Here is a 24,526-nt window from a genome sequence, read left to right on the forward strand (position 1 = left end):
AATTCATGCTAAGCAGTAAATATCTTCTTTAAAAGAAAACCGGCGGATGCTGAAATTATAAATTAATATTAGATCCGGAATAATGCATAGTATTGAATTGTTTTATGTAATATAAAATGAAAAAGATAATAATGCATATTGGTTATTCTGCATATACCAGAATAACCAATATGATTTGTATTGTTTTTTTACAAAGAAAAATGATTCAGTTTGGAAATAATTACCGGCTTCTTTATTTATTAAGCCTTACCAGTTAATCTTTAATCCGACAGAACCATTTACCGGTGCTTTGGTATGTGCATCACCACCATTAGACCATGTATGGCCGATTTCACCATAAGCTTTTACTTTGTTTGTAATATCGTAAGTACCGCCAATTGCCAGCTCAGTGCTGGCATGAGAGGCACCGGCATTTAATCTGGTTGTGGCTACATTAGTAATGTAACTGGTATGGTCGGCACCATCAGGTGAGTAAAAGAAATTTACCCGGGCATAGGGTCGCAGACTTCCTTTATTCAGTTGATAGCTGCCTTCGAGTCTTCCGCCAAGGCGGAAGAGCCAGGCATTATTGTGTCCGTGACTGACTGTAGTACGTCCGCTGATATCAGAATCATTTAAATCCAGCCACTGATGAATAATCTGAGCCTGCGGTTCAAGCTTCCAGTTGCTGCTGCCCAGAGTAAACGGCTGACCTATTTCTACTGAAGCCGTAACGCCATGACCTTTCTGTTTGCCGGTCGGATTGTTATCCGGTTTAATATCAACATGATGGCGGGCACCCTGTATTACAAAATCTGCATAAGCACCATTTTCACGGGTGTAATTACCATATGCGCCGATAAAGTAAGATTTGGTTGTGTTTTTACCTGCTCTGGTATCAATACCGCTGGTAAAGCCGTCAACATCGAGATTGCCGTGCAGATAACCGACATATCCGCCGGCACGCCAGCCATTGTTGCTCCAGATATCACTGCCCAGTTGTAAACCGGCATAATTACCGGTAGTACGGGCATTGGCCGGCCCGTTTTGCTGAGTATCAGTACGGCTGGCAATCACTCTGCCCCAACTCATACGTTCATCAGGCAGAGGAGTGGAACCGATACGCTGATGCATATTAGCGAGCATAAGGCTGTCGGCCTGTCGTAACTGAGAGGCAACTGCGGCAAATAATGGTACTTCTTTACGGTATAGCGGTCTGAGTTTTGATGGTTTAGTTGTCGTACCACTATCGCCAGAGCTGCCGTTACCGGCGTTATTGCCACCGGAGTTGTTACCACCGGAGTTGTTACCACCGGAGTTGTTACCACCAGAGTTGTTACCACCAGAGTTGTTACCACCAGAGTTGTTACCACCAGAGTTGTTACCACCAGAGTTGTTACCACCAGAGTTATTGCCCCCGGAGTTATCGCCACCGGAGTTATCATCCCCCGGGTTTGTTTGCTTTTGAGAGCGTAAATACCAGTTATTCCCGTTTTGCTGCAAATCACCTTTAAACAAATGGTATTCATATGCACCTCTGTCTAAATGATCGCCTTCCAGTGCAAAAGCATCTCCGGTACTGTTACCATTAATATGTACCAATTCAATGCCATTGGTATTTCCGGTATCGCCGCCAAGACCATCAATGCTGGCAAATCTGATGGTGGTTTTACCTGTCACATTACCCTGAACAGTCAGTTTATCGGCAGTATTGTCAGCAATGCTGTCATTATCTTTTAAAGCAGAATTAAGTTTCAGATCCAGAGTCAGTTTACCGCCATTACCCTGATAATTTCCGTTAATCGTTAAATTGTCTCCGGTGAAATTACTATTGAGATTAATATTGCCTGAGTTAAACACATCGCCATTAATCTGTGCCTGTCTTAGGGAACCGATAAGATTGATTGTGGTACCATTCCCGATATTAAGCTGATTAGTATTCAAATCTCCGCTCAGAGTGAGCATACTGTTTTGAGCAAGATTTATTTTTTCCCAGTTAAGAATGGCAATATTTCCGGCAACACCATTATTATTACCCGTGGTAGAACCAGTCAGAGACTGATTAATATTCAGTGTATCAGTCATTCCGTCATTACTGCTGGTATCGTCCCCGCCATCGACTACAGTAATATTACTGATATTGGCTCCGCGATTGATAGAAAGAGTGTCACTACCGTTACCCAGCTTAATACGTCCGATGACTTTTGAACCGCTATTCAGCGTAACATTAGCATTACCATCTTCATCACTAATAGCCAGACCAGAAGCCGCTGAAACACTGGTACCGGAATTAAGGGTAATAGTTGTTGTACTGTTTGGTTTATCATCAACAACAATACCTGCACCTGTTTCAGAACCTCCGCGTATTTGATTGTACAGAGTAAGTGTAGTAACACCTGAACCATGATTGTGTATCTCAATGCCGGTGCTTCCTCCATTAATTGCACCTTCCGATTCAATGCTGATATCTCCAGCCTGTTCCCCGTTTTCAGCCCAGATTCCGTATCCGTGTGTAGCTGTAATTGGCCCTTTAGAAGAAATTACTGTGTCACCGCGAGCATGATTATTTGCAACGATACCATTAGTACCGGCATTGATAACAAGTGATTCGATGTGCAGCCCGTTAGCCTGATTTGTAGTGGTTACGCTGATACCTGTATTTTTATCTGCTGTTACTGATGCCTTATTGAGGATTGTGGTTTTGCCTGTTCCATTATTGGTTGCATATATACCGTTATCTGTACCGGATATAACGTTAGTATTTATATTCAGTTTGTTTGTATTATTGCCATTATTAACAAAGATACCATTACCAGATGAAGCAGTAACATTACCAGTTGATGTAATGGTAGTGGAACCATTTCCAGAGTTAATAGCGTAAATACCGTTATCTGTACCGAGTATAACGTTAGTATTTATATTCAGTTCGTTTGTATTATTGCCATTATTAACAGAGATACCATTACCGGATGAAGCATTAACATTACCAGTTGATGTAATGGCAGTGGAACCGTTTCCAGAATTCATAGCGTAAATACCGTTACTTGTACCTTTAATATTGCCACTTGTAATAGTTAATTGCCCTCCGTGATTCTCGCTAAAAATTCCATCGCCATCTTCTCCTTGCACATTTTGGATAGTTTCAATGGTTGTATCACCAGTACCATTATTGATTGCATAAATACCATTGGTATGTCCCAGAACGGTTTCGTGGGTGGTTACATTTAAATTTGTTGATGATATATTTGCATTATTAACCCATATAGCATCGGTAGTGTGTGATTCAATGCCTTTATTAACGATAAGTGTCGTTGACCCTGTACCATTGTTATATGCATAAATACCATGTGCCTGACCAATAACAGTCCCAGTATTACCAGTATTAGTATTACCAGTATTAATAGTTAAATTCTTTGATCTGGCATTATTATTGACAGCATAAATGGCATCATCAGTATCAGACATGATAGTATCATTTGCTGTTATTTCTGTGGAACCGCTGCCATTATTTTCGATACTAATACCTTTGCGTTGTTTGCTATGGACGGCTGCTGTTGAGAGTTTGACATCTGTTCCTGCGTTATTAATGTAAATACCTTTAGCATCAGGAGTTAACATATCTTGTGTGGTGTTAATTGTAATCGCACCCGTCTGGCTGTTATTTGTTGCATCGATATCTGTTATGTTTTTATTATTTGCGTTTACAGTTAAATCCCCGGCACCACTTTGATTGATAATTGTAAGCGACTGATTTAATTCATCGAAGGAAGTATCAACGGTCTGACTGGAAGGATCTCTGTTTTCAATGCGATTTCTGCTGATAGTAGTGTCAGCATATGTACTGATAACAGGTGTGTTTTCTCGAAAAGTTGTACAAACTTTGTTTTCTGGTGCTGAAAGCGGACATTGTGCATAAGCCAGTCCGGTAGTTGCCATGCTGACAGCTATAATGCTAACCAGCCTGAGCCGTGCAGTTTTACCCCCTTTCCGGGCTAATTCTGATGTAACGATATATGCCTGTACTTGCGCATTCCAGATAAGTTTGTAGATTTTATTCATATTGGCTAAGATGATCAGGTAAATGAGAATTATGTTTCAGTCAAACACCGTAGTTAGATATATACATTTTTAAACCAACATATAAACATATAAATAAGATATATCTTTTTTTTTATTCGACTATAAAAAATTGATGAAGTCAAAAAATTAACTATATGAAAATTAGAATTTAAATGTTAGCAATTGTAAAATATTATTATATTAATAATATCTTAATGGCATTAATGCTGTTTGAAATTTAAACAGTATAGGGCAGGCTGCAAAAGCGTTAGCCGGACAATTTTATACCTTTAGAATATTTTTTTATGTCGGTATTATCATTCAAATGTATGCTTTGGTAAGAAAATTTTAGACCAAATAGTTATAGTTTATGAAAATAGCATTAAATAAAAATAATAATCAGGTGATTTAATTTTTTAACCTGTTGTAAATTAGTTTCAAAATTGGCGAAAATATATTTAATAATTTTATAGAGACATCTGCAGAAAAATTATTTTCTTGTACATTATTTGGTAAGTGCGGATTGTTGATAGTTTATAAAAAATTAATTAAGGCACGTAATAATATGGAAAAGCTGTTTCAAAATGAAGTAACGGTCTGCTGGAGAGTTTTGTGAGAATAAATAAGATAACAGATTTAAGTTTATTCAGACATAAGTATTATCAGACATACAAAATTCTGTCTCATCTTACCAATGGATTTGCTAATAATAATCAATCAGAAATTATTTAATTACTGATAAATGCAATACGAAACTGAAAATACAGCTTACCAGCTAAAATTAATACTGTATGTCTGTATATCAGATATTTCCCGATATGATATCAATTTATATTGTGTTAGCATTACTGTGGTTACTCCGATTCTGAACCTGTGCAAAGAAATGTTCCGGCACAGGTTTTTTCTTGATAGCTGACTTTGTATTTTTCTGTTTTTCTTCTTAATCTGTCACAATAGATAATTATCTGGTCAGGAAATATATATGACAGAAGTTATGGTATTGGTTGTGGAAGATGAAGCTGCAATTTCTACCCTGATTCAATTTACTCTCGAGCAGGCCGGCTTTGTTGTGCAATGTGTACCCAGTGTAGAAGCTGCACAGCCCTTATTACAGGCCAGGCTGGCTGATGTGCTGTTACTGGACTGGATGTTACCCGGACTTTCCGGTCTTGATTTTGTCCGGCAGCTGCGCAATGATATTCGCAGTCGTGATTTACCCATTATTCTATTAACAGCACGCGGTGAAGAAACAGATAAAGAGCAGGGGCTGAATCTGGGTGCGGATGACTACATTACTAAACCTTTCTCACCACGAGAACTGATTGCGCGAATTAATGCACTTTTGCGCCGGCGTGCTCCGCAAAAAACCAGTGTACCTTTGCATATTTATGGTCTGGAACTCGATCCGCAGCAGCAGCGTGTACAAGTAAACGGACAAACCATTTCCTTCGGACCCAGTGAATTTAAGTTATTACACTTTTTTATGTCACATCCGGATCGTATCTATACCCGCAGCCAGCTTCTGGATCTTGTCTGGGGTGATCATGTGTTTGTTGAGGAACGCACGATAGATGTTCATATCCGCCGGCTGAGACGCGGGCTTGAAGCAGTCGGCTATGATCATCTTATCCAAACTGTACGCGGCAGCGGCTATCGCTTTTCACCATAGCTGGGAATACTTCTTGAATTTATCTTCTGTGAAATGACATGCTTCTGTCTGAACTGCGCCATCATTTATATTTAATACTGGCAACCTTGATTGTGGTTGTTGTAGCGTCATTGCTGGCCGGCGGTCTGCAAATCATGCTGATTAGCTTGTGCTGCCTGTTTTTTTTGTGGCTGGCGGGTTACTGGTATCATTTATTTAAACTGGTCCGGTGGCTGGAAAGACCGAAATTACGTAATGTGCCACAGGGGATCGGGATCTGGAACAATATTTTCAATACTTTGATGCTACAGGCACGTAGCCGTAAGAAGCGCAAGCAGAAACTGGGTGTCGCCTTGTTACGCTTTAACCGCATTGCTGAAACTATACCAGAGGGCGTATTAATCCTCGGGCAGGATGGACATATTCAGTGGCTGAACCATCTGGCTGCAATCCATTTGAATCTGGATGCTGAACAAGACAATAACAGTATGCTGACTGATCTGATTGAAAATATTGATTTCCGGCGATTTTTGGATGAGCCGGCAACAGAATCGGTGAATATAAAGCTTACACTTGAAAATATGAACAGCGGATTACCACGTGTATTAAATATTATCCGTACTCCGTTTGACGAACAGGCAACCCTGATTATTACTCAGGATATTACTGCTGCCGAACAGCTAAACGCTACCCGGACTGCATTTGTGGCCAATGTTTCGCATGAGCTGCGTACTCCTTTAACTGTAATCAACGGCTTTCTGGAAACCTTAACGGATATGCCGGATTTGCCGCAGGAGCAGCGTCAGTCATTTATTGCACTGATGAGTAAGGAAGGGGCGCGCATGAATCATCTGCTGGCTGATCTGCTGACTTTATCACGGCTGGAAAATCAGGTTGTTTCATCTGTGCGCAAGCAGCCGGTGAATCTGAGTACTCTGGCTGAGCAGGTGGTATTTGAAGCTGAGATTCTGTCAGAAAATAAACACCATTTTATCTGTGAAATAGCTGCAGATATCTGGATAGAGGGGATTCAGCAGGATTTATATAATGCGTTCAGTAATCTTCTGTTTAATGCCGTACGCTATACACCGCAATATGGAACCATTACCATCCGGCTTTATAGTGAACAAGACGAAAACAACTATCAGCAGACTGTGTTTCAAGTGAGCGATACTGGCCCGGGGATTGCTGCGGAGCATATTCCTCATCTTACCGAACGCTTTTATCGTGTAGATTTAGGACGTTCGCGCCAGAGCGGAGGAACCGGCCTCGGATTGGCTATTGCCAAATACGCACTGGCTGAACATGGCGGCAAATTACAGATTGAAAGCATTGCCGGCCACGGCAGCACCTTTAGTGCCATCTTACCGCAAATGAATAATAAAGTACTTGACAGCAGCCGCACTCCTGCCTAAAATGCGCGCTCTTGGGTCGTTAGCTCAGTCGGTAGAGCAGCGGACTTTTAATCCGTTGGTCGAGCGTTCGAATCGCTCACGACCCACCATTTCTCCTGCGTACCCTTTAATATCTTACGCATTTATCCAGAGTTTCTGTTTTTCTCCCTAATTATCAGTTGTGACAAAACTGTGATATTTCTATGTCATGATGTTGTCAATTTTTGATGCATGCTGAATTAAATACTCTGGTGCTGAATGAGCATATCTTTGCCTCCATTTCTAAAGATTCCCATTTGAAAGTCATCTCTAAAACGCCATCTTCAACTAGTCTGGTAGCTCATATATGCCCTGAGTCATGCCGGTTGAATTTTTACTTAAAGCCTCTGCTGGTGGGGTATTCCTGATTCAGTGCGGCCAGTAATAGTATTTATATTTCCAGATCCGAGCTGTTCTAGCTTATTTTGTATTTTTTAAGTGATATTCAGTATTCGCTGCACTTGTATATAGGTCGTTTAATTTCAGAAACCGGACTATGTGCGCGTTAGATATTTTAGTCTGTATCAATTTAATAATTGTCATCTTTAAGCGGCTCAAGTTTAGAAGATTTTTTCTTGTAATCAATTCTCAGTTATAAAAATTAAAATATATATTATTAAAATAAAATAGATAAAATAATGAAATCAAATTGAACTCAAAAAATTCGCTGATTTAAGTCTTTATTTCCTGAGTATTTCGAAAAATGACTAAAAAACAAATTAAGAATAAGGATTTTTTAAATTAAATCCGCTCCCGCCCCAGATAGGCAACAGCCGGTAAAACGGGGCTATTTGCCAGATACTGCTTATGCTGAAGAGCCGGAGAAGGCTAAATTACTGGTTTTTTATTATTTGAAGGTTTCTGCTGGAATATGGTTCTGATTTGATTAATACAGTAGTTGAAATGATTAAGAATGATTAATTTTATCAGCTACTACTTTGACTAGAAAATTGGAACCGTTGTTACAGAGCAGTAAAACCGTAAAATTTATTAATAAGAATAATAATATTAAATATACCAAGTATAGAAAGAACGTTGTATAAATAATTTCTTAATGATTAAAATGCAAAATCACATAGATAATTTAGTTGAAAATTTGATTTTTAGAATAAATATATGTTAATAATTATTTATATTTTAACTATATAAATTGCAGGAAAGTTATGATAAAAATCAGTAGCAGATTTGCCATGCTTTTCTTATGTTTTTTTTTCTCACAATCAGGATTTGCAAGAATCACAACTAATGCAAATGATCCGGAAGTGAAGTCAAAATGTGCAGATGGCACATATTCAACTTCAACCGGAAGGGGTACATGTTCTCATCATGGCGGGGTTGTTTATGATGATTTGCCAACAAGAAGAAAATCAAATAAAAAACCAAAAACTGAACAACCAAAAAATACTATTAAATGTAAAGATGGATCTTCAACTAAAGCAGGAAAAGGGGCTTGTTCGCGACACGGTGGAATAGCACGATAGAAATTTAAGCAATAGTGTGAGAATAATATTTTTAAAGTAGTATTTTGCGCTTAAAAATATTTAAATTTAAGAAAGGCTATTACCGCTTTTATACAATTACTTTGGTTGGCCTGTACAACCAAAGTAATTAGTAAAAGTATAAAGAGATTTAAATTCTGATAAATTTAATTAAAAGTACATTTGAAGCTGATTTAATGTGGATTCATTTTTACTATTAACTACCAGGTAAATAAATATTATTTTTTATTTTTAGTGTTCAATATCATGAACATTATTATTTTGTGATTGCTGATGATTTAAATCATTGCACAAATTTATCAAAAATAGCTGGCACCCATGTAGTAAATCAACATTAGAGATTTCAGATGTCAATTTACTGATAACTCTGGATCCTATTCTATATTAATTCTTATACAATTTTCTGGCCATTTTGGCATATAGTAATTAAAAAGTTGGGTTTTATGATTCTGAGTCATCCCATTTCTGCAGCAGTTCCAATGGTATAGTGTTAACTACTTCGGAAAACCGTTTGCCGACCAGTCGTTCAGCCTGGCGTAGCAGAGGAATAGTAGGGCTGCTTGGTTCATGAGCTTCAAACCAGTTACGGATGTCTTCAATACGCTGAAGTGCATCAAAGCGGTCGGTAATCGCAGCCGGCAAAAACTTCTCTGACTCATTCATTATTGTTTCTTCCGGAGAAGAAAGAGTCATTTCTGCAGTTTCAGTGATTGATGTTTCACTGGAAACTGTTTGTGTATCTGCCTGTATATTATTTTCATCAATAGTTTCGCGTTTTGAGGCAGCTCGGGTTTCATTATCCTGTAATATTTTCAGCAATTTTTTTAGCGGATTTAAATCTGGTGCTGTATTTTTCAGAATTTCATCAGCCCAGGTTTGCAGCTTATCAAGGATCGGTATAGTTTCATCCAGTGCTGTCAGAGCCTGACTGGCACGTAAACGTAAATCCACCAGCTGTCGCCGAACCGAATCAGGTGCCAGTGCATCAGCAGGGCGCGGTATTGATAAAGATCGTTCTACGTCCCTGATTTGCAGCCGCAATGCTGAATTGCTTGATAAAGTAATACTGCGGATATCAGCCATTACTCCTTCCGGATCGATGAGTGCCGCCAGAGCATTGCTGCGTACCAGAGCCGCATCTTCTTCATCACCTGTTTCATCAGATTCAATCTGCGGATAGATATCTTGCGGATAAGTACTACAGGCTGATTCCAGTAACTCTAACCCATCGCGCAATCCTGTAGCACCATTAAGCTGGATTTTGCTGCGAAGCAAGATAATGTAAATCCGGATGTCTTTGGTACGCAGTAGCAATCTCAATGCATCACGTTCGATTTCATTCCAGTTTACGCCTTCCGGTTTGTTGACGAAATCACCGTATTGCGCTTCTGGCTGTTCAGTAGAATTAGAGAGTAATAGCAGAAATTCCGGATCGTATTCAAGGTTGCTGCCACAGGGCTGCTCATCAGACACAGGCGCAAGAAGATCCGCATATTTTGGATTGGTTTTTGATTTTTTGTTACTCATTATTTCCTCACAACTCTCTGATACCGGCATATTGTTCAGGTTGATAGGTCATGCCGGTAACCGGAAGATCATCTATTGATTGTCCCAGCCATGTTGTCCAGCCCAGACGCTGGTCAGAACCAATTTGTGCCGGTGGCGCTGAACGCGGATTAAGCTGGAGTTGAATTTCCCATTCATACTCATAACCGACAAAAGCTCTGACCCATTCGATTAGCCTCGGTAAATCACGCCCGTTAGGTAAAAAATGTAAGTAGTTGTCCAGATTTAAGGGACCAATCGTCAGGCGAAATTTATGCTGGCGATCCGGTACCATTTGTCCTACCAGAGCGCCTTCACCCATAACAGATGCTGGCCCGGGAACTCCAAGACGGGTACGCTCTTCATCAGCAACCGGGATCCAGTGTAATACGTATTCCTGAAGATTAAACGGAACACCAAAATAATATGATAATGTTGAGGTAATACCATCCGGATTACGTGCTTCACGTACCAGATGAGCCCCGGCTGCCAGTCTGGGATGAGAGGGGAGCGGGCTATCAGTAATTTCATCAAGGCTTTGTCCACTCAGGCTGGCAATATAAAATGAGAAATCTTCTGCATCGCCTCTGTCCAGTCCGCCGCCGGCTGATTGTGCACTTTGCCATGCATTGTAAAATTGTGTCAGATAACGATGATGAAACAGATCGGTAAAATCAACTAATGTTGTGTCACGATTACTGTCCCGCCGACTCAGGGCAGTTTCGGTATAGTGCATTGGTAACGGACCGTTTGCTCCCCATAAACCGAGTCCGTATAGCTGTATTCGAAACTTTCCTTCTGATGTCAGGGAGGCATCAGCAATTTCACGAGGTGCGAATACCAGAGAAGGTGATTGCCCGAGCCGAAATGGTTCCTGCTGAGGAAGTGCGGCATGTCCGATTGGCATTTTTAGCTGAGACTGTGCACCAAATCGGCGCATGAGACTCAGATATCCGTAACGCCATGGTGTTTCGCTTGCCCTGTTAAGAGTCTCATGCCAAGTGCTATCGGATGTATTTACCGGTTCAGCTGGCTGATTCATCAGATGGCACCCCTTCCGCCCATGCGTACCGGCCAAAGTGCAATTTGTCCGCGCTGTATACTATGTAATGCAGTTTGTGTAAAAGTATTAATGGCGACATGACGCGACAGATAATGCTCTAGAATGAGACCGAACAAATAAGGGCTGACACCGGAAAATCCATCTTCATCAATGGTTAGTTCGCATTTAATACCACGTCCGTAAACTAAAGGACCTGCTCCCGGTAAACGTCGGGTAACCGGTTCCGTTTTTGCTCCGATCAGGCTTTGTATCTGACGTAATTGCGGGCTGTCATGTGTCGGTACGAACAGCCGTAACATATCCCGTAGTGCCTGTCCTCCCGGGCGGTGGGCCATATCTGATAATGGCAGATAGTTGAAAGATAATTGCCGGATCAGGCGCCAGGCAATTTCTCGCTCTGCAAAAGGTGCGCGCGGTGGACGTGGTGGTCGAATCAGACCGATACTTTCTACTGGTACTGAATCATCAATAGACAAGTCATCAATGCCATTACGGGGAACCAGAGTGGCCAGATCACGATTGGTAAGTAAAGCTGTAGCTGACAGGTATCGCAAATATTCTGAATAAGGTGCATCATTCTGGTCAACCAGAGACAGAAAAATTTCAGTGCCGATATAGTTGGTGCGTGTACCGTATTTGCGTGCATTATTGGACAGTTTGCGTTGTTCCCTGCGCAATGAAAAATAGCGGCCATAATTACCTTCATCATTGTTAAGGGTATGATAAAGCGGGCGGAACGTTAGCTCTTCTGTCGTTTTGGCTCTTAATCCGTGAACGGTTTCGATGGTATAAAATTCATAATCAAGCGGTCGCGAGCGATCGGGTACTAGATGTAGTTCGGTACGTGCCGTATCTAGCTCAATACGATCTGTACGTTTACGGAACAGATTAATTAACGGTGTGCAGAACAAAGCAAACTGATCTGCGGTTGTCTGATTGATCAGCCAGCTATCAGGAATGCGGTTGAGTAGAATAACAATCTCAGCTTCATTACCGCTGACTTTACGTAAACCTGTGGCCAGACCTGTAGGTGTAAAAAAGTAAAATCTTTCCGGACAGCTGAAATATTCATGCAGCAGATTATGCCCGTGGAAAACATCCCAAGTAAGGGGGAGTAAACCCTGACCCGGTTCTAAACCTTCGTGTACAACTGCATCACGTACATTAATATCCAGTGAACCGCTAAATTGTCCGGGCTGACCGGCTATGGTTGCAACAGCACTGGTGTGCAGCAGTTCAAAAAGATGTGAAGCAATTCTTTCTTCTCCGCACAGATAAATAGGCAGCCGATCCAGCCCTTGAATCTGATTAAAATTGATTTCACCAAAAGTATGCAGAGTTAGGCGTAAGGCTCCGGCAACTTTGGTATGTGCTGGTAAATAACGATTCAGTAAGGGCATATCAGGTGGTGCTGCCGTTAATCGGGCCTCAGTAATCTGTATTGGCCATAGAGTAACTTCCTGACTATTGCGGAATTCACAGACTGTATTCTCTCCAACTGGAATGCCGGCGCGGAAAGATGAATGTCTGGGTACCTTAAAACCATTTATGAAATCACCTTCCGTATGGCTAGGATGCAGTTGTGCTACGGCCATGGACGGTGTTGGTGTAACATAATTCGGATAAATGACTTCCAGAAGACGCTGTGTAAACCGGGGAAATTCCGCATCAATTTTTAACTGGGTACGGGCAGTCAGAAAACAGAAAGCTTCGATCATCCTTTCTACATAAGGATCAGCGATATCTATACCCTGCATACCCAGACGTTTGGCAATTTTGGGGTGCTGGCGTGAAAATTCAGCTGCCATTTCACGCATGTAGGTAAGTTCTTTATTGTAGTAATCGAGTAATAATGGATCCATGATTGTCTGTCAGATGATACTAATCCTGTTGGTTTCTAGATCAAAAGCGCTTTGCACAATGAATGATGTCGGATATGGTTCAGTCAGAATCCGGCCACGTATTTCAAACAACAGAACGTTATAGTTCAGTTTTGTTTCATCTTTCATAAGTGGTGCAACACCTAATGAAGATGCCTCCAGCCTGGGTTCGAAACGCAGGATTGCCCGGCGAATAGCTTTTTCAATATCTGCCCATTTGCGTTCATGCATATACTGACCGGCGATAGGCGGAACACCATAATTCACTACTGATGAGGCAACCTGCGGGTATTTCCCCACATCTATTTCATCTTCCAGATTTGTGGTGTTGAGCAGGAGCATCAGATCACGCTGAACAATTTCACGTAACCGGCTGGCAGAGACAGTATAGTTATCTGAAAGTTCAGTTTTGCGTCCCGGAGCATCATCGCGTAAACGATCAAATAATGTCGGTAACAGGTGTTCTCTGGGACGCAGTGGAGGAAATTGTTCAGCCATTTATTGCTTCTTTATTATCTGCAAATGTACATGAAGTCATTTCTAAGATACCGATATCATTTTGATCTGTTTGCCAGGTTTTTTGTCCCAGGGCACGTACTGATGTTTGTCCGTGCTCTTGCCAGATTGTTTCCCTGCATAACATTAATGACTCACCTGCCGATTCAGATCCGCAGCAGCGTGCAAGCAGGAAAGCGTGGTGTTCTGATCCGTCTTTCAGTGTTATCAGTGCCGGTTTCCAGAGTAAATCGAGAATAGTTTTAGGTTGTTCAGAAGAAATAGCACTTAGTTGTTCAAAAGGCAGCCATGTATAGATACCACCCATTACCAGTTCAATAGTAGGACCCAACCATGTGTCACTGTCTGCAATCCATGCAAATTCACCGCCCGGTTCAATAACACCGGAAGCATCTTTACTTGATCCCAGTGCTCCTTCTCTGATTTCATCAGCTTTTTCTTCATTCCCTGACTGATTCAGGGCAATTGCGTCAAGTAATTGATCCACCCATGCTGGCGGTGGCTGAATAAATCCCGGACGTTTGCGACCGGCAAAACATTCTTTCCGATAGATTTCACAGGTAATCAGTCCTCTGTAAGCATGTGCTTCCTGTTCAAATCCGGATTGCATTTGCGCGCAAACCTGCAGTTGTTTCAATGCTCGCTGCCAGTCACCCAGAAGGCATAATAACTGAAATAGCAGCCAGCGCTGAGCAGGGTCTGTCGGGCTGACTTTGATCTGTTGTTCAGCTTCCTGAATCAGCGTAGTGATTGACCGGTCTGCCATCCATTGTTGTAGCGTCGATGGATTATCATGATTACTGCTGGTGATTGTCATCGGTAGAATCCTTTTGATAATTATTAGAAAATTGAGTCATACGGTAATGACTGTCCACACTTACAGTATGATGGTCTTTTCTGGTCAGTGCTGGCGGCATATGAGTATGACCGGTATGTTGTTGCCAGCCTGGTGCAAACAGGCGTAAGACTTCTGGTATTTCTTCAATGTGAAAGAGTTCTGCCTCTCTCAGACTATCCAGTCCGTTAAAAATATCATCTATATTTAACGGCCCGGAAACTATATCCTGTAACGTCATTAACGGATCAGTATTGCCAGACAGATCAGCTAGATTAATGGTGGACACTGAACTTGAAATATTGTTTTGCAACAGTCTTTTTTGCCAGACATAGTCATTATCGGATAATTGCGGTGTGTCCAGAGCATGACAATATTCCTGTAATAACTCATGAAAAATAGTTTCGGCCGGTGATTCTTCCTGAGATGAGTCCTTGACTTTGAATGCCGTGCTTTCCAATAATTCATACGGCAGATTGGGTATGATCAGATCAAAAGGATTTTCTTCCGCATTTTCTTTTTGCTTTTGAGGATCAAACCAAGTCAGCTCTAAAGGCATTATTTCTTTAGTTGACGGAATAGTACTGGTTGTTTCAAACTCCGGTTTTGTATCTGTTTGTTCTTCAGGATTGATTTGCCAGATAGATAATCCCCATTCAAGCGTATCGCCATCATGCAGTTGAAACCAGTGATTTGATGTCAGGGTGATTTCGTTTACAGCGCAATGTACTTCTGAAGACTTGTTTAACAGCTGCCATCCGTTCTTTGAATATTGAAAGCATAACGCCAAATCTTCGTTTTCAGGAGCTTCCTCAACATGGAGCTCATATATCGCATTTTTCATAAAAAAAGCGAAATCTTTCAATTCATAGATTTCACCAATCTTGATCCCGCGAAGGTAGTCAAGACGTAATAACAGCGTACTGTTCATAACGCTTTCCCGACAATAACACGCCAAGTCCTCTTTGTCTGAATTATGGATTGATTAACATTTATTTCATAACTTTATAAGAAGTAATAAAATATTATCTTTAGCAAAGAAAAATAAATCTTTTTTTTGAAAAAAATGCACACACTTTATGCATATATCTGTTTATTATCTTATCTTTTAAATTGTTAAGCAAGATTTATTCTTGTATCCTATATATAAACATATTAAAATTAAATTAATTTAATATTTGTTAAATTATATTTATAATGTAGTGAAGATTAACTTTTATTAGAGATTTTACATGCATAAACAATTTGAATCGGGGAGTAGGTAAACCAGTATGGATATTTCGCGCCAGGCATTGTTTGGTAAACTGAACACAACACTTTTTCGCTCCATTGAATCAGCTACGACTTTTTGTAAGCTGCGCGGAAATCCCTATGTTGAACTGGTGCATTGGATACACCAGCTTATGCAATTAAATGATGGCGATATGATGCGAGTGTTGCGTCATTTTGACATTGATCTGGCACAAATTGAACAGGATATTTCCCGCAGTTTGCTACTGTTGCCATCGGGAGCAAGCTCTATAAGTGACTTTTCCCACTATATTGATCAGTCAATTGAACGTGCCTGGGTTTATGCCACATTAACATTTAATGATAACAAAATCCGCAGCGCCTGGTTACTTGCTGCTCTGGTGATGACTCCTGAGCTCAGGCGTGTACTGGTTGGCATTTCTACTGCATTTGCCAAAATTCCTCAGGAAGGACTGGCAGATATTTTACCCGGTGTTGTTGCCGGATCTCCGGAGTCTGCGGATCAAGCCTATGACAATTCTGGTTTTACTCCGGCCTCTCCTGGAGAGGCCAGTCAGTCATTAACCAGTACCGGTCAGGATGGCCAATCTGCTTTAACTCGTTACTGTGCGGATCTGACGGAGCAGGCAAAGCAGGGAAAAATAGATCCGGTGATTGGTCGTGAACACGAAATACGCACGATGATCGATATTTTGTTACGTCGCCGGCAGAATAATCCTCTGCTGACCGGAGAAGCCGGTGTTGGTAAAACAGCAGTGGTAGAAGGATTTGCTCTGGCTATTGCGCAAAAAGAGGTTCCGCCAAGTCTGGCTGAAGTACGCCTGCTGGCTCTGGATGTCGGCGCCCTGCTGGCTGGTGCCAGTATGAAAGGGGAGTTTGAGTCGCGGTTGAAATCCGTACTGGAAGAAGCGACCAATTCTGCTCAGCCGGTGATTCTGTTTGTCGATGAAGTGCATACTTTAGTCGGAGCCGGTGGTGCTTCAGGAACTGGAGATGCTGCCAATCTGCTTAAACCTGCGCTGGCTAGAGGAACGTTACGCACGATTGGAGCTACTACCTGGAGTGAATATAAACGACATATTGAAAAGGATCCGGCATTAACCCGGCGTTTTCAGGTTTTACAGGTTGCAGAACCGGAAGAAGTTGCAGCCATTGATATGGTGCGAGGTCTGGTTTCAACATTTGAAGCACACCACGGTGTTATTGTGCTTGAGGATGCAGTTCGTGCTGCTGTTAAGCTGTCTCACCGCTATATTCCTTCCCGGCAGCTACCGGACAAGGCAATAAGTCTTCTGGATACAGCCTGTGCCCGGGTTGCACTGTCTTTGCATACACCTCCCAGCAGGGTGCAGTATCTGAGACAGCAGTTAAAAGCAGCTCAGACAGAACATAAATTATTATCCAAACAGCAGCGTATAGGTGTTTATGCGGGCGATCTGAACGAGATCGAAGCCAGAATTTCAGCCTTATCTGAAGATTTAAAAACAGAAGAAGCACACTGGAAAGAAGAGCTGGAAGCAGTTGAAAAAATTCTTGCAGCACGTGAACGCTGTCAGAATAGTGACGAAGCGGATGCATTGTCTGAATTATCAGAGCTTGAATCAGTTTTGCGCCAGCATCAGGGCGATATGCCTTTGGTTTTTCCGGAAGTAAGTGAAACAGTGGTTGCAGCTATTGTTTCCGACTGGACCGGCATTCCGGTCGGACGCATGGTCAAAGATGAGGTAGGGGCAGTACTGAATCTGTCTGAACATCTGGGACAACGGGTAATCGGGCAAAACCAGGCACTGTTGCAGATCGGAGAGCGCATACAGACATCACGTTGCGGTTTAACTGATCCCAATAAACCGGTTGGTGTATTTTTGCTGGTCGGGCCTTCTGGTGTAGGTAAGACAGAAACTGCTCTTGCACTGGCAGAGGCCATGTATGGTGGTGAACAGAATCTCATTACAATCAATATGAGTGAATTTCAGGAAGCGCATACCGTATCAACACTGAAGGGCGCGCCACCGGGTTATGTTGGGTACGGCGAAGGTGGTGTTCTGACAGAAGCGGTACGTCGTCGGCCTTATAGCGTGGTATTGCTGGATGAAATAGAAAAAGCACATCACGATGTTCATGAAATTTTTTATCAGGTATTTGATAAAGGCATGATGGAAGATGGCGAAGGGTTAAATATTGACTTTAAAAATACCGTTATCTTGCTAACTAGCAACGTTGGTTCTGATCTGGTTTCTCAGCTTTACGACGATCCTGCTCTTGCTCCTGACTGGCGTACTTTGAAAGAAGTACTGATGCCTGAATTGCGCAAACATTTCCCTGCAGCATTTATAGGTCGTCTGACAGTTATACCTTATCTGCCTCTGGCTGATGAAGCGCTGGGCAGTATTGCCAGAATGCATCTGGATCGTATTGTACAGCGGATGCAGGAACAGCACGGTATTGCATTACATTATGACGAAGCACTGGTCAGCCATATCATTCAACATTGTCCGATGCATGAAACGGGCGCACGGTTACTGATTGGCTATATTGAACAGCATATTCTGCCGGCATTGTCGCGTTATTGGTTGCAGGCGTTGTCCGAAAAGAATGTTCTGGAATGCATTGATATCAGCATTGATCCGAACCGTAGTGAAGATCCTATTGTTTTTCAGGCACGGTTGGCTGGTGAAATGTCTACAAAGTAGCAAACTAAATGGCCGGTTAAGACCGGGATTATTTGATAATAGTAAAGGAAGCAAATATGGCGGTATTTAACAACAGCGCCCAGAAATTTATTCAGCGCAATCGTGCGCCAAGGGTGCAAATTGAGTATGACGTTGAAATTTACGGTTCCGAGAAAAAAATCGAGCTGCCATTTGTCATGGCTGTGCTGGCAGACTTGTCCGGTAAACCGGCAGAAGAATTGCCACCAGTTGCAGAGCGCAAATTTCTGACCATTGATATCGATAATTTCGATGAACGAATGAAAGCCATTCAGCCACGTGTGGCATTTGCCGTACCAAATACCTTATCAGGTGACGGACAGCTTATGGTTGATATCACTTTTGAGAGTATGGAAGATTTCTCACCGGCACGCGTGGCACAAAAAGTTGATGCTCTGAAACAATTACTGGATGCCCGTACTCAGCTGGCTAACCTGCAAACCTATATGGATGGCAAATCCGGTGCTGAGAATTTAGTTAACCGGCTGCTACAGGATCCGGGTTTGCTGCAGGCACTGGCCAAAGCACCTAAACCACAGTCAGCAACTGAAGAAAAAACCGGGGCATCTGCACCTGCGGATAGCAAGTAATAACCCGCGCTCAGAGTCTATTTGTAAGTATTGAGGAGTATTTATGGCTACACAGTCAAAACAGCAATCCGATGTCGCAGTGGCAGAACGCCCGGTTGCGCAATCTGAATTCAGTAATTTACTAACCAAAGAATTTAAACCTAAAACAGATCAGGCAGCCAAAGCTGTTGAACAGGCAGTTAAAACTTTAGCAGAACAGGCACTGTCTCATTCAGTAACCATCAGTGATGATGCTTATAAAAGTATTGAAGCTATTATTGCTGAAATTGATCATAAGCTTTCCGAACAGATCAATCTGATTCTACATCATGAATCTTTCCAGAAACTGGAGTCATCATGGCGCGGTTTGTTTCATCTGGTATCCAATACTGAGGTAGATGAACATTTGAAAATTCGTTTCATGAATCTGTCTAAAGATGACTTGCGCCGCAGCATGAAACGTTTTAAAGGCATTGCATGGGATCAGAGTCCTTTATTCAAACAGATTTATGAAGAAGAATATGGTCAGCTTGGTGGTGAACCTTATGGCTGTATGATTGCTGATTATTATTTTGATCACACACCACCGGATGTGGATCTGCTTGGTTCAGTTGCCAAAGTAGCAGCTGCCTCACATATGCCGTTTATTGCCGGTGCGTCACCAGCTGTACTGCAAATGGATTCCTGGCAGGAATTGGCTAATCCGCGCGATTTAACCAAAATTGTTACCCAGAATCTGGAATACGCTCCGTGGAACTCGCTGCGTGCCAGTGAAGATTCACGTTATCTTGGTTTGGCTATGCCTCGTTTCCTTGCGCGTTTACCATATGGCATTAAAACCAATCCGGTAGATGAATTTGATTTTGAAGAAGATACAGACGGATCAGATCATCGCAAATATGTATGGAGTAATGCCGCTTACGCCATGGGTGTTAACATTAACCGTTCATTTAAACACTTTGGCTGGTGTACCATGATTCGCGGCGTTGAGTCAGGTGGTACCGTTGAAAATCTGCCATGTCATACTTTCCCGACTGATGACGGTGGTGTGGATATGAAGTGCCCGACCGAAATCGCCATTTCTGACCGTCGTGAAGCAGAGTTATCAAAGAATGGTTTTATTCCGCTGATTCATCGCAAGAATACAGACTACGCAGCATTTATAGGTGCGCAATCTCTGCAAAAACCTCAGGAATATTATGATCCGGACGCTACAGCCAATGCTAATTTGTCTGCACGTTTACCTTATCTGTTTGCGTGCTCACGTTTTGCGCATTTTCTGAAATGTATCGTACGCGACAAAATTGGTTCATTCAAAGAGCGTGAAGATATGCAGCGCTGGCTGAATGAATGGATTATGAATTATGTCGACGCAGATCCGGTGAATTCATCACAGGAAACTAAAGCGCGCCGTCCGCTGGCTGCTGCAGAAGTAGTAGTGGAAGAAGTTGAAGGCAATCCGGGATACTACGATGCCAAATTCTTCCTGCGTCCGCATTTCCAGCTTGAAGGACTGACCGGCTCTCTGCGTCTGGTTACCAAGCTGCCGTCTGTGAAAAAAGAAAATGCATAAATAGTAACATCATAGAATGAATTTCGGATTGCAATATTGTATGGCCATATTGTATTGCCCGAATATGTAGTAGGTAATTTTAACTTTAAAAAGGAAGCTAATAATGGCTCATGATATATTTTTAAAAATTGATGGTATTGAAGGTGAAGCATTAGATGACAAACATAAAAATGAAATCGAAGTGCTGAACTGGACATGGACAGTTCACCAGGAGTCTTCAATGCATACTGGTAGCGGTCTGGGTTCTGGCAAGGTTACAGTAAATGATCTTGAATTTGAACACTACATCGACCGTGCAAGCCCGAACCTGTTCAAGTACTGTACTACAGGTAAACACATTGCCAATGCTGTTTTGACAATGCGTAAACCAGGTGGTACTCCTCTGGAATATTTGAAATACACTTTCAAGGATTTAATTGTATCTCGAGTAATGCCTAGTGGTAGTCGTGACGGTGAAATGGCTCCACGTGAATTCGTTAGTTTATCATTCACTTCCATCGTGCAGGAATATGTTGTTCAGAATCAGCAGGGTGGCAGCGGTGGTACTGTTACTGCAGGTTACGACTTCAAAGCAAACAAAGACGCAGCTTAAACCTGAGTATACCGGTACCAGCCAGTTTGAATTGGTTGGTGCCGGTATTTGGTGTGCTGCACAGGACGACGTATGGTTACATATGTAAATACTTTTCTTCATCGGAGCATTGTGCTTATTTTCTTGTCGATGACCTTGCTGACAGGTCTTATCGGCTGTACCAGCACAAGACCATCGATTAAGGAGCAAACCAGTATTGATTTGCGCATTGAAGCTGCGGAAAACGTCAATCCTGATGAAAAAGGTCGCGCTGCACCTATACAGGTGCGAATTTACGAATTAAAGAATGATAACGCTTTTACTTCAGCAGATTTTTACTCATTACAGGATAATGATAAATCAATACTTGGTGGTGATCTGCTGGTGAGTGATGAATTTATTCTGCGTCCGGGGGAAGTTAAAACCATTCGCCGCAGAACAAATCCGGAAACTACAGTGATCGGCGTACTGGCCGGTTATCGCGGACTGGCTCAATCACAATGGCGTGAAACTTACCACCTTGCTGAAGCTCCGTATGCCAGATGGTATAGGGAGTGGTGGCCGCTGAAAAAAGTAAAGCTGGATATTAACATTGGGCAGAGGGCCGTTGTGGTCACTGAACTGGATTAAAGCAGAGGAATTTCTCTAAATGAGTTGGTACAACCGAGTGGTCTGGAGCGAAGGACAATTTCTGCTGCCGCAGATTTTCCAGCAACAGGAACGTTATCTGGAACATTTTGCACATCGTCGTAGTGCGCCGTTGTCGCCGTTCTTCTGGGGATTCTCCCGTTATGACATCGATCACGAAGCATTAAATCTGGGAAAACTGGTACTTAAAGATGTTGCCGGTGTATTTGCGGACGGCACACCCTTTGAAGCACCTGGAAATACACCATTGCCGCCGCCGCTGACAATTCAGCCGGAACATCTTGATCAGATTATTTATCTGGCTTTGCCGATTCGTACGCCAAACGGAGAAGAAACCAGTTTTGAAGATAATCCTGAATCATTGGCCCGTTATGCAGTATTTGAAAGCGATGTCCGGGATGCCAATTCAATCGGACTGGGTGCAAAAACTGTACAATTAAGTAATTTGCGCTTACGGTTAATGCCTAAAAAAGCACTGACGGATGCATGGATTGGTCTGCCGATAGCACGGATAAGCACATTGCGTTCAGACGGTGGCGTAGAGATTGACAGTACTGTCATTCCGCCGGTGACTCAGTATACAGCCAATACTTTATTACAGACCTGGTTATCACAGATTCATGATCTGACACATCTGCGTGCTGATTCTCTGGCAGAAAGGCTCACTGGTGGTCATGGTAAAGGTGCGGAAGCAGCAGAAGTATCAGATTATTTATTATTACAAATTCTGAACCGATATGAACCATTGCTCTTTCATATACTCAAAGTAGGGGCAACATCGCCAGAGTTTATTTATCGACAGTTACTTAGTATGGCTGGTGAATTGTCCACATTTGTCCGGCCCCATACCCGGCGTCCAGTAGAACATCCGCCTTATCTGCATGAAGCACCTTATTATTGTCTGAAACCTGTTGTAGATGATGTACAGCATTTACTCAATGCCGTTTTAATTCGCAGTGCACAGCATATTCGTTTGGAAGATGCAGCTTATGGCGTTAAGAATGCTGTAGTAGAACCAACCGAACTGCGAGGCTTTGGTTCAATGGTACTGGCTGTTAAAGCGCAGATACCGCCGGATATACTTGTTCATCAGTTTTCTGCTCAAACTAAAATCGGACCTTCCGATCGTTTACCGGAATTAATTCGTTCTCACTTACCGGGCATGGTATTACAGGCACTGCCGGTACCACCCCGTCAGATTCCGTTTAATGCAGGATATGTCTATTTTGAATTATTGCGTGAAGGTCCTTTATGGGAGCACATCGCACATTATGGCGGATTGGCCATGCATATTGCCGGTGACTTTCCAGGCTTGCTGATTGAACTTTGGGGAGTACGTGATCAATGAATGAATTCGATAGTATTCTCGGTGATTCAGGTACCACGGGGCAACAAACAATTGCATCCTCTGCTTCAGAATCATTATCGAAGCAAAACGGATATGAGTTTGATCAGCATAGCGAAGCACCGTGGTTTAGTGATCAGCATACAAAGAAAATCATGGCTAATATTGATGCCGGTCCGGACAGTAAACAACGACTGGCAGATATTGAAGCTGCTGATAATCCATTGCTTGAAGCCGCACAGCCATTATTGCTGACACTGGCAAACATGCCAACACAACTTGATTCTTACGATAATGGTATTGAGAGCTTGCGCGAATTGCTTATACGTGAAGTTCATATTTATCAAACATTGTGTGATCAGGCAAATTTGCGCCGTGAACATGTACTGGCAGTACGTTATTGTTTGTGTACAGCACTGGATGAGGCTGCAAACAAAACCTCCTGGGGTGGTGGCGGTGCATGGGCACGGAAAAGTCTGCTGATTGTTTTTCATAATGAAAGCTACGGCGGCGAGAAAATATTTTTACTTATCGGTCGTCTTTCACCTAATCCTCAGGAATATGGTGATGTACTTGAAGTAATTTACCGAATCCTGAGCTTAGGCTTTGAAGGCCGGTACAGTGTACGGCCGGATGGCCGGAAACAACTTGACCTGATCCGTCAGCAATTGCTATCCATTATCAGCAGCGGACGAGATCCGGTTGCCCGGGATTTGTCGCCGCACTGGCTGGCTGACGCTGCAGGCAGACTCCGCCGGCTGCACTGGATACCAGTTTGGGCAAGTGCAGCATTTTTTACCTGTTTTTTACTGGTTATTTTTGTTTGGTTCAAATTTCAGATTGTTGGTACTGATACAAAATTGCAGCAACGGATTGCGGCTATAGGTAAAGCTGTACCTCCGCCGGCTGTTACCACTACGGGTGTGTTGCGTCTCAAATCATTATTGAAAGATGAAATTGAGCGCGGGGTCGTTAGTGTTAATGAAAATGCCCAGCAAAGCCAGGTGACTTTCCTTGGAGATTTTATGTTTGTGCCGGGTAAAAAAACGGTTAATCCAAAGATAATGCCTGTACTGGATAAGGTTGCCAGTGAAATAAACAAAGTATCCGGTACAGTTATGGTAACAGGACATACCGATAACCAGCCTATTCATACTGCTGAATTTCCCTCTAACCAGGTTTTATCTGAAAAAAGGGCTGCTGAAGTCGCTTCCTTGTTAACAGAGAAAGGTGTGGCTGCATCACGGTTGAAAATTATTGGTTTAGGTGACACCGCGCCGGTAGATGACAACAATACAGCGCAAGGCAGAGCAAAAAATCGCCGTGTAGATATTGTTGTAACGGAATGAAATAGTGATAAATTCTGATATCGCTGTGTATGGCATTAAGGTATCAATTATGAGG

General features: G+C 42.4%; 17 protein-coding genes and 1 tRNA gene. 11 read left to right on the plus strand and 7 right to left on the minus strand.

Annotated elements, in window-relative coordinates; genetic code table 11:
- Nucleotides 1-246: 246 nt before the first annotated feature.
- The gene (locus GY065_RS00655) at nucleotides 247-4,038 is read right to left on the minus strand and encodes an autotransporter outer membrane beta-barrel domain-containing protein (RefSeq protein WP_174832638.1); all 3,792 of its coding nucleotides are present in this window, start codon (nucleotides 4,036-4,038) and stop codon (nucleotides 247-249) included.
- 982 nt (nucleotides 4,039-5,020) lie between these two features.
- On the opposite strand from GY065_RS00655, the gene phoB reads away from it, so the two are divergent.
- The 4 genes from phoB to GY065_RS00675 all read left to right on the plus strand — a co-directional run bounded on the left by phoB (nucleotide 5,021) and on the right by GY065_RS00675 (nucleotide 8,600).
- Nucleotides 5,021-5,707 (plus strand): phosphate regulon transcriptional regulator PhoB, encoded by a 687-nt coding sequence (phoB, locus tag GY065_RS00660; protein ID WP_174832607.1) that lies wholly within the window; start codon nucleotides 5,021-5,023, stop codon nucleotides 5,705-5,707.
- A 38-nt stretch (nucleotides 5,708-5,745) separates the two neighbouring features.
- Nucleotides 5,746-7,101: a phosphate regulon sensor histidine kinase PhoR gene (gene phoR, locus GY065_RS00665; protein ID WP_174832609.1), complete on the plus strand. Its 1,356-nt coding sequence runs from the start codon at nucleotides 5,746-5,748 to the stop codon at nucleotides 7,099-7,101.
- Nucleotides 7,102-7,114: 13 nt separating this feature from the next.
- Nucleotides 7,115-7,190, plus strand: a tRNA-Lys gene (locus tag GY065_RS00670).
- 1,092 nt (nucleotides 7,191-8,282) lie between these two features.
- On the plus strand, nucleotides 8,283-8,600 hold the full coding sequence (locus GY065_RS00675; protein WP_174832611.1) for a DUF3761 domain-containing protein: 318 nt from the start codon (nucleotides 8,283-8,285) through the stop codon (nucleotides 8,598-8,600).
- A 459-nt stretch (nucleotides 8,601-9,059) separates the two neighbouring features.
- Here the strand turns inward: GY065_RS00675 and tssA are convergent, their stop codons facing one another.
- The 6 genes from tssA to tagK are packed head-to-tail and all read right to left on the minus strand — an operon-like array spanning nucleotide 9,060 to nucleotide 15,388.
- Nucleotides 9,060-10,145 carry a type VI secretion system protein TssA gene (tssA, locus tag GY065_RS00680; protein WP_174832614.1) on the minus strand — a complete coding sequence of 362 codons (1,086 nt, stop codon included), beginning with the start codon at nucleotides 10,143-10,145 and terminating at the stop codon, nucleotides 9,060-9,062.
- Nucleotides 10,146-10,152: 7 nt separating this feature from the next.
- Complete coding sequence (tssG, locus tag GY065_RS00685; protein ID WP_174832616.1) at nucleotides 10,153-11,205, minus strand: type VI secretion system baseplate subunit TssG; 1,053 nt, start codon at nucleotides 11,203-11,205, stop codon at nucleotides 10,153-10,155.
- Nucleotides 11,205-13,088: a type VI secretion system baseplate subunit TssF gene (tssF, locus tag GY065_RS00690; protein ID WP_100117293.1), complete on the minus strand. Its 1,884-nt coding sequence runs from the start codon at nucleotides 13,086-13,088 to the stop codon at nucleotides 11,205-11,207. The genes tssG and tssF overlap by 1 nt, the downstream gene beginning before the upstream one ends.
- 9 nt (nucleotides 13,089-13,097) lie before the next feature.
- Complete coding sequence (gene tssE / locus GY065_RS00695; protein WP_025329753.1) at nucleotides 13,098-13,604, minus strand: type VI secretion system baseplate subunit TssE; 507 nt, start codon at nucleotides 13,602-13,604, stop codon at nucleotides 13,098-13,100.
- Nucleotides 13,597-14,439 (minus strand): type VI secretion system accessory protein TagJ, encoded by an 843-nt coding sequence (locus GY065_RS00700; protein ID WP_174832618.1) that lies wholly within the window; start codon nucleotides 14,437-14,439, stop codon nucleotides 13,597-13,599. Before GY065_RS00700 ends, tssE begins: the two co-directional genes overlap by 8 nt.
- Nucleotides 14,420-15,388 carry a type VI secretion system-associated protein TagK gene (gene tagK, locus GY065_RS00705; protein WP_174832619.1) on the minus strand — a complete coding sequence of 323 codons (969 nt, stop codon included), beginning with the start codon at nucleotides 15,386-15,388 and terminating at the stop codon, nucleotides 14,420-14,422. Before tagK ends, GY065_RS00700 begins: the two co-directional genes overlap by 20 nt.
- Before the next feature lie 340 nt (nucleotides 15,389-15,728).
- On the opposite strand from tagK, the gene tssH reads away from it, so the two are divergent.
- The 7 genes from tssH to tssL all read left to right on the plus strand — a co-directional run bounded on the left by tssH (nucleotide 15,729) and on the right by tssL (nucleotide 24,471).
- Nucleotides 15,729-18,398: a type VI secretion system ATPase TssH gene (tssH, locus tag GY065_RS00710; RefSeq protein ID WP_174832621.1), complete on the plus strand. Its 2,670-nt coding sequence runs from the start codon at nucleotides 15,729-15,731 to the stop codon at nucleotides 18,396-18,398.
- A 56-nt stretch (nucleotides 18,399-18,454) separates the two neighbouring features.
- Entirely contained in the window at nucleotides 18,455-19,006 is a 552-nt protein-coding gene (gene tssB / locus GY065_RS00715; RefSeq protein ID WP_174832623.1) for a type VI secretion system contractile sheath small subunit, read from the plus strand.
- A gap of 43 nt (nucleotides 19,007-19,049) precedes the next feature.
- Nucleotides 19,050-20,558, plus strand: coding sequence for a type VI secretion system contractile sheath large subunit (gene tssC / locus GY065_RS00720; RefSeq protein ID WP_025329758.1), 1,509 nt, complete (start codon nucleotides 19,050-19,052; stop codon nucleotides 20,556-20,558).
- 103 nt (nucleotides 20,559-20,661) lie between these two features.
- Complete coding sequence (locus GY065_RS00725; protein ID WP_025329759.1) at nucleotides 20,662-21,150, plus strand: Hcp family type VI secretion system effector; 489 nt, start codon at nucleotides 20,662-20,664, stop codon at nucleotides 21,148-21,150.
- Between the two features lie 72 nt (nucleotides 21,151-21,222).
- Nucleotides 21,223-21,759 (plus strand): type VI secretion system lipoprotein TssJ, encoded by a 537-nt coding sequence (gene tssJ / locus GY065_RS00730; RefSeq protein ID WP_025329760.1) that lies wholly within the window; start codon nucleotides 21,223-21,225, stop codon nucleotides 21,757-21,759.
- Nucleotides 21,760-21,778: 19 nt separating this feature from the next.
- Complete coding sequence (gene tssK / locus GY065_RS00735; protein ID WP_025329761.1) at nucleotides 21,779-23,125, plus strand: type VI secretion system baseplate subunit TssK; 1,347 nt, start codon at nucleotides 21,779-21,781, stop codon at nucleotides 23,123-23,125.
- Nucleotides 23,122-24,471 carry a type VI secretion system protein TssL, long form gene (tssL, locus tag GY065_RS00740; RefSeq protein ID WP_084562835.1) on the plus strand — a complete coding sequence of 450 codons (1,350 nt, stop codon included), beginning with the start codon at nucleotides 23,122-23,124 and terminating at the stop codon, nucleotides 24,469-24,471. Before tssK ends, tssL begins: the two co-directional genes overlap by 4 nt.
- Nucleotides 24,472-24,526: the final 55 nt, after the last annotated feature.

Origin of the sequence: Snodgrassella sp. ESL0323 (genome assembly GCF_013346865.1) — a bacterium.
In the GTDB taxonomy this organism is placed as follows: domain Bacteria; phylum Pseudomonadota; class Gammaproteobacteria; order Burkholderiales; family Neisseriaceae; genus Snodgrassella; species Snodgrassella alvi.

What these genes read in the sequence shown, in the direction of transcription:
- GY065_RS00655 (WP_174832638.1), bottom strand. Translation starts at nt 4,038, where the DNA reads ATGAATAAAATCTACAAACTTATCTGGAATGCGCAAGTACAGGCATAT.
- phoB (WP_174832607.1), top strand. Translation starts at nt 5,021, where the DNA reads ATGACAGAAGTTATGGTATTGGTTGTGGAAGATGAAGCTGCAATTTCT.
- phoR (WP_174832609.1), top strand. Translation starts at nt 5,746, where the DNA reads ATGCTTCTGTCTGAACTGCGCCATCATTTATATTTAATACTGGCAACC.
- GY065_RS00675 (WP_174832611.1), top strand. Translation starts at nt 8,283, where the DNA reads ATGATAAAAATCAGTAGCAGATTTGCCATGCTTTTCTTATGTTTTTTT.
- tssA (WP_174832614.1), bottom strand. Translation starts at nt 10,145, where the DNA reads ATGAGTAACAAAAAATCAAAAACCAATCCAAAATATGCGGATCTTCTT.
- tssG (WP_174832616.1), bottom strand. Translation starts at nt 11,205, where the DNA reads ATGAATCAGCCAGCTGAACCGGTAAATACATCCGATAGCACTTGGCAT.
- tssF (WP_100117293.1), bottom strand. Translation starts at nt 13,088, where the DNA reads ATGGATCCATTATTACTCGATTACTACAATAAAGAACTTACCTACATG.
- tssE (WP_025329753.1), bottom strand. Translation starts at nt 13,604, where the DNA reads ATGGCTGAACAATTTCCTCCACTGCGTCCCAGAGAACACCTGTTACCG.
- GY065_RS00700 (WP_174832618.1), bottom strand. Translation starts at nt 14,439, where the DNA reads ATGACAATCACCAGCAGTAATCATGATAATCCATCGACGCTACAACAA.
- tagK (WP_174832619.1), bottom strand. Translation starts at nt 15,388, where the DNA reads ATGAACAGTACGCTGTTATTACGTCTTGACTACCTTCGCGGGATCAAG.
- tssH (WP_174832621.1), top strand. Translation starts at nt 15,729, where the DNA reads ATGGATATTTCGCGCCAGGCATTGTTTGGTAAACTGAACACAACACTT.
- tssB (WP_174832623.1), top strand. Translation starts at nt 18,455, where the DNA reads ATGGCGGTATTTAACAACAGCGCCCAGAAATTTATTCAGCGCAATCGT.
- tssC (WP_025329758.1), top strand. Translation starts at nt 19,050, where the DNA reads ATGGCTACACAGTCAAAACAGCAATCCGATGTCGCAGTGGCAGAACGC.
- GY065_RS00725 (WP_025329759.1), top strand. Translation starts at nt 20,662, where the DNA reads ATGGCTCATGATATATTTTTAAAAATTGATGGTATTGAAGGTGAAGCA.
- tssJ (WP_025329760.1), top strand. Translation starts at nt 21,223, where the DNA reads ATGGTTACATATGTAAATACTTTTCTTCATCGGAGCATTGTGCTTATT.
- tssK (WP_025329761.1), top strand. Translation starts at nt 21,779, where the DNA reads ATGAGTTGGTACAACCGAGTGGTCTGGAGCGAAGGACAATTTCTGCTG.
- tssL (WP_084562835.1), top strand. Translation starts at nt 23,122, where the DNA reads ATGAATGAATTCGATAGTATTCTCGGTGATTCAGGTACCACGGGGCAA.